Here is a 3,638-nt window from a genome sequence, read left to right on the forward strand (position 1 = left end):
GGAAATCGACATTTGGTCGTCCATAGCGACTTGAGTGAGCAAAGCGAACGGGCGATTAAGAGATTGAACCGCGAAGACGCAAAGGACGCGAAGTTTTTTGTCCGAACCGGGTGCCGGCCCAAAGAGAACGGCCGCCTTCGGTTCGAGCAAAGAAGCCCCTGTTCATCGAAACCGGCATTTCCAACCAAACTACTTCCGATAAGCATCCTTCCTGTGTCGAATGTGGTATACGATGACGATCCGACGCTGGCCGTCTACCTCAAAGATCACTCTATAGTCCCCCACCCTAATCCTGAACTGCTTTTCGGTTCCTTGTAATTTTCTGCATCCCGGCGGAAACGGGTCATCCCCAAGAGCCTCTATTGCCTCCATAATCGGGGGAATTCGAAACCGATCAATCTGGCGCAGATCCTTTTCCGCAGATCGCTTCAACTCTATTTTATAAGCGGCCATCTTTCTTGAGCCTTCTCTTCAGTTCCTCGAATGATATGGAGGGCTCTTCTCTCCTCTCAGCAATGACGGCCAGGTCGTGAACATCTTCCAAAAGCTCTTCGTAGTGGTCAATTGACATCACTACGGCAGTGCGCTCTCCCTTTTCGTCAACTATGTATTTAAGGTCAACGGTGTTCATATCGTATTCCTTTTTTGAAGATTATTTCCCGGCGGGTTAATTCACCAAAGTATTTTCGAGGGTTACCACACATCCAGCAGGAACAAACCGTATTGTTTTTTGCAAGATAGCCAGGATGTTTAACATACCAGTGCCCTCGGTGCATCTTTCGTTTGTGTATAATTCTTTTTCTATGATGTCGACGTATCGCTCTTGTTTTTATTAATTCAGAATCCTGCATCTTTGTTCTCCATGTTCAGGGACATGGGGACGGTCATGTTTTTATGCGTTTCTTGAATGAATTCCAGTTTAAAAAAACTATTGAACCGCAAATCAGGCTTCGCTAAAGCTACGACCCGACAAGGGCGCCAAGGACGCAAAGTTTTTGTCCGAACCGGGTGCCGGCCCAAAAAGAACGGCCGGCTTCGGTTTGCTCAAAGGTGCCATGCCCTGCGGGCAATTGAGTTCGGTGATACGATGAAAGCATTAAACAAAACCATTGGGCCTCCGGCTCACGATCCGAACAAAGGGCTTGTGCATGCGGCAGGCTTACGCATTCGCAGATGAGCTTCTTAGGAGAACAATGTTGCGGGTTCCAGGTTCTGGGTTCATGTGAAAAGTGTAAAAAGGGGGCAAGCGTAAGCGCTTAAATTGGTTATTCGTTTTTGGTCTTAACTTGCTTTCATTGACAAGATTCTTTTCAGCGCTATACGGTAGACTTCCATATCTTCCCGCTTGTCAATTGCAATAACTTTAAGAATATGGCCCATCTCCTGATAAACTATCCTGATCCGCTTCTTGTCAGCGTACAGTTTATAGTAGCCTTCAAGGTTTATGCCGGCTTTGTTTCCTAGAGGAACGCCGCACTTTGGGTTTTGTTCCAACTTTACAAGCTGTTTCAAGATTTGTTTTTTTACGCTGCCATCCAGCTTGTTAAAGTCCGCATGGGCCTCCGGAATCAGTTCAACTTTCCAGGTCGGCACGGGTCAGACCCTCTGCTTTTAGTAAATCGTCAAGACTTACGGTTGAGTCGCTGCCATTACGTTCTTCAATAATTCCGGACAGATAGACATGCTCAAGAATATCTTTTGCTTTCTCAGTTCGTTCCCATTCCTCGAAAGGAATAATTGCCGCAGTCTTCTTGCCTTGTGCATCAGTCACAAATTGTGTTTCCATAACGCACCTCCATAAAATACTTTTTTACCTTAAAAGATCCTTCTTTAAATCTTCAAGCGTTCTGAATTTTGCCCGCTTTTCCCTCACTGCCTGCAGCGCTTCCCGCGCATTAGCGGCAATTTCATTGCGCCGGTGTTCGGCCAGGCGCATTCTAAGCACCTCTAAAATTTCCTCCTGATCATCATACGGCAGTGACTCTACAGCGTCGATATCCTTTTGAAAAGGTGTATCCTGGTGAGTGTTCATTCTTTATAACCTCTTTAATCGGGTTACAGCAACGCAGATAAAGTCACCATGCCGGTCCTGATAAGTCATGACCAGGACGGGCCGCCGCTTTTCTGTTTTCAGATCCGAATAGGGAAAGGGGATACCCACCAGGTCACCTGGGCTATAGCTCATTCCAGACATCTTCCTCTTTATTTTCCCAAATCCGTTTCATTATCGGCACCTGAGCCTTTTTCAGTTCTTCAACCTCGATATCCTGCTTGGCATGAATCCGCTCAATAAACTCGAGCACCTCTTTTGCCAACGACTCCGGGAGATCCTTCGCCTTTTTACAAATTTTGTCTGCCACATTCATACTTCACCATTTGATAAGTTTTCCGATTTTTTCTTTACTTTAAATGATGCCACAAGCCGATACATAATTCAATGGGATTCGCGCCCATTTGATTATTGGTTTTTCATTTTCGTATCGAACCGCAAAGACGCGAAGGACGCAAAGGGTTTGTTTGAGTTTTTTTTCTGTTTTCCGGGACGTTGTTGACTAACCGGACAAACTATCAAAAGCCTGGAGGCTGTGAAGCCGGGGAAATGGGGACGTTCTTCACTTTTAAACTTATTTTTGTATCAATGGGATTATATGATTCAAAGCTTCCTATAAATATTTTTTCTGTGCCCCACTCGCAAAACAATAATCTCATCGTCTTCAATATCACAGATGACTCTATAATCGCCAATTCTGAAACGATACATGCCGAGCTTGGAATCGATCAATCTTGAAGCGTATTTCAATGGTTCTTCCCGGTATCTTTCAAGAGCCTTTCCGATTCTCTTTTTAACTTTTTCCTCTATCGCACGAATATCTCTAAAGGCCCTGTGGGTATATACCAATCGGTATTTCAAAGACCAAAGACCTCCTGATGATTTCTGACCCTGCCAGCCTTATAGTCTGCTCTAGCCTCCTTGATACTTTCCAGGTACTCCGGCGAAGTGGCTGCAAGAAGATCTTCCAGGAATGAATCCCGTTCTTTTTTCGGCATTTTATTTAACGCAGCAATGATAACTTCAGGTTTTATTTCCATCTTTATGCTATCAAGCATTTGGCCCTCCTTTTGATGGCCTTATTTTAAGCCAAGCCTATAAACTTTGGCATAAAGGGTCGCCCATTAAAGGGTATGTCAAGAGAAAAAACACCTATCCATACAAAAAAATTCTCCTTTTTTGGCTTGTCACTTCTATTTCTTAACAACACGGCCTTGTTTCAACCCCTGACTCGCGCCCGTTATTTCTTTCTTATCGGTTCTCCGGTCAGCACATGCTGATCCGCACCAGTCACCCATCAGGTTCAAGGCAATTGTTTGTTAAGCGCGATGCTTAACAAACGGCCCCTAGTCCATTCGGACCCCAGAAAATCTTCGGTGCCATACCGTGTTCAAATGGATATATTTCAAATCTTACGGTTATTAGCCAACCCCATACAGACTCACGGCATGTGACAATGGGGACGTTTTTAAATAATTAAATAACTTGACAGAGTGACAACCGGGACATTCTATAGTCCTCATGTCAAGTATTTTTTTTAACCCCGTAATATCAAAAAGTTATGATCTTCGCTAAAATTTGGGCGCAC

At 44.5% G+C, this 3,638-nt stretch carries 8 protein-coding genes; all 8 read right to left on the minus strand.

Annotated elements, in window-relative coordinates:
• Positions 1-189: 189 nt before the first annotated feature.
• Positions 190-453 carry a type II toxin-antitoxin system RelE/ParE family toxin gene (locus P1P89_22640; protein MDF1594320.1) on the minus strand — a complete coding sequence of 88 codons (264 nt, stop codon included), beginning with the start codon at positions 451-453 and terminating at the stop codon, positions 190-192.
• The gene (locus tag P1P89_22645) at positions 440-631 is read right to left on the minus strand and encodes a hypothetical protein (GenBank protein MDF1594321.1); all 192 of its coding nucleotides are present in this window, start codon (positions 629-631) and stop codon (positions 440-442) included. The genes P1P89_22640 and P1P89_22645 overlap by 14 nt, the downstream gene beginning before the upstream one ends.
• A gap of 650 nt (positions 632-1,281) precedes the next feature.
• Complete coding sequence (locus tag P1P89_22650; GenBank protein MDF1594322.1) at positions 1,282-1,593, minus strand: addiction module toxin RelE; 312 nt, start codon at positions 1,591-1,593, stop codon at positions 1,282-1,284.
• Positions 1,574-1,786, minus strand: coding sequence for a hypothetical protein (locus tag P1P89_22655; protein ID MDF1594323.1), 213 nt, complete (start codon positions 1,784-1,786; stop codon positions 1,574-1,576). Before P1P89_22655 ends, P1P89_22650 begins: the two co-directional genes overlap by 20 nt.
• 24 nt (positions 1,787-1,810) lie before the next feature.
• Positions 1,811-2,032, minus strand: coding sequence for a hypothetical protein (locus tag P1P89_22660; GenBank protein ID MDF1594324.1), 222 nt, complete (start codon positions 2,030-2,032; stop codon positions 1,811-1,813).
• Between the two features lie 142 nt (positions 2,033-2,174).
• Positions 2,175-2,366, minus strand: coding sequence for a hypothetical protein (locus tag P1P89_22665; protein ID MDF1594325.1), 192 nt, complete (start codon positions 2,364-2,366; stop codon positions 2,175-2,177).
• 287 nt (positions 2,367-2,653) lie between these two features.
• Positions 2,654-2,911, minus strand: a complete 258-nt coding sequence (locus P1P89_22670) for a type II toxin-antitoxin system RelE/ParE family toxin (GenBank protein MDF1594326.1) — start codon at positions 2,909-2,911, stop codon at positions 2,654-2,656.
• Positions 2,908-3,108, minus strand: a complete 201-nt coding sequence (locus P1P89_22675; GenBank protein ID MDF1594327.1) for a hypothetical protein — start codon at positions 3,106-3,108, stop codon at positions 2,908-2,910. The genes P1P89_22670 and P1P89_22675 overlap by 4 nt, the downstream gene beginning before the upstream one ends.
• Between the last annotated feature and the right edge of the window lie 530 nt (positions 3,109-3,638).

It is taken from the genome of Desulfobacterales bacterium (assembly GCA_029211065.1).
Lineage (GTDB): Bacteria > Desulfobacterota > Desulfobacteria > Desulfobacterales > JARGFK01 > JARGFK01.

What these genes read in the sequence shown, in the direction of transcription:
- P1P89_22640 (MDF1594320.1), bottom strand. Translation starts at nt 453, where the DNA reads ATGGCCGCTTATAAAATAGAGTTGAAGCGATCTGCGGAAAAGGATCTG.
- P1P89_22645 (MDF1594321.1), bottom strand. Translation starts at nt 631, where the DNA reads ATGAACACCGTTGACCTTAAATACATAGTTGACGAAAAGGGAGAGCGC.
- P1P89_22655 (MDF1594323.1), bottom strand. Translation starts at nt 1,786, where the DNA reads ATGGAAACACAATTTGTGACTGATGCACAAGGCAAGAAGACTGCGGCA.
- P1P89_22660 (MDF1594324.1), bottom strand. Translation starts at nt 2,032, where the DNA reads ATGAACACTCACCAGGATACACCTTTTCAAAAGGATATCGACGCTGTA.
- P1P89_22665 (MDF1594325.1), bottom strand. Translation starts at nt 2,366, where the DNA reads ATGAATGTGGCAGACAAAATTTGTAAAAAGGCGAAGGATCTCCCGGAG.
- P1P89_22675 (MDF1594327.1), bottom strand. Translation starts at nt 3,108, where the DNA reads ATGCTTGATAGCATAAAGATGGAAATAAAACCTGAAGTTATCATTGCT.